At 56.2% G+C, this 991-nt stretch carries 2 protein-coding genes; one reads left to right on the top strand and one right to left on the bottom strand.

From position 1 onward, the window contains the following. Positions 1–63 precede the first annotated feature (63 nt). Positions 64–588 (top strand): DUF2867 domain-containing protein, encoded by a 525-nt coding sequence (locus OZ411_RS42895; RefSeq protein ID WP_282532792.1) that lies wholly within the window; start codon positions 64–66, stop codon positions 586–588. Positions 589–803: 215 nt separating this feature from the next. On the opposite strand, the gene OZ411_RS42890 is transcribed toward OZ411_RS42895, so the two are convergent. Then, on the bottom strand, positions 804–991 hold a 188-nt coding region (locus OZ411_RS42890), incomplete at its 5' end, for a hypothetical protein (RefSeq protein ID WP_282532791.1).

The following is a 991-nucleotide window of genomic DNA, read 5'->3' as shown; positions in this document are numbered from 1 at the left end:
GCTGAGGCGATTTGCTTGTCTTCACGCCCGTAGTTGATGGCCCCTTGAATAGGTGACATCATCATGAGCATGGGTTTAGACCGCAAACCGCAGGTACGTCGGACGACGCCGCCGTCGGAAAGTGTCGTTGTGAGCTGGTACGAGAACGCCAGTTTACTCGATAGCTACAGCATTGACTTGAGTGCATCGGAACAGTCGAGCATGCGCGAGCTGGCGACGCGGACACTCGTCAATCCACCCGCGTGGCAAAAGGCGTTGATCGCGCTGCGCGACGCCATGGTTAGGCCCTTTGGCATCAAAACCTCCGATACGGTCAGGACGTCCCGGGACAGCCATGAACGGGTGGACTTCTTCCCGGTGCACTGGGAGGGCAAGGACGAAATTGTGCTCGGTACGGATGACCGACACCTGGACTTCCGGCTATCTCTGCTCCGACGCCATTCTCCAATAGGCACGTTGCTCATCGCGACAACCGTTGTGCATACCCACAATGCCTTGGGCTTCATCTATCTCAACGCGATCAGGCCTTTTCATCACCTCGTGGTCAGGGCCAACCTGGCACGCTGTGCACAAACACAACTGCAGTAGAGCTGCAGAAACCTCGAATTCGAACGATAAAACACGGCGGGGCGAACCCGCCCCGTGCTTGGGCGGTAGGGTGCTGGCCTGTTTCGACCCCCAGTGGCCTGATTTGAAAAGCGACGTGGCCGAATTTGATTCAGATCAAGCGTGTGGACATCGCGCGAACAGCAATGGTGCCCATTCCCAATGCGAATGAATCGTTGGTGCTGGCCTGTTTCAGCTCAGCGGGGCTCTAGCTGATCGCCATTGAAAATGTGCAACATGCCCGAGAAGGCAGGATGATCCGCTTCAACGACATAGCGAACTGCGCCCGCCCGATTCGTAAAAACGGAAACGATGAAACCCGGGTATTCGTAACCTGATCGCTTCTTTACTCGGTCGCCTACATTGAACGGTGCGTTAATTCCCC

Source organism: Bradyrhizobium sp. Arg237L, assembly GCF_029990105.1.
In the GTDB taxonomy this organism is placed as follows: Bacteria; Pseudomonadota; Alphaproteobacteria; order Rhizobiales; family Xanthobacteraceae; genus Bradyrhizobium.
This window is presented reverse-complemented; position numbering and strand designations above follow the sequence as displayed.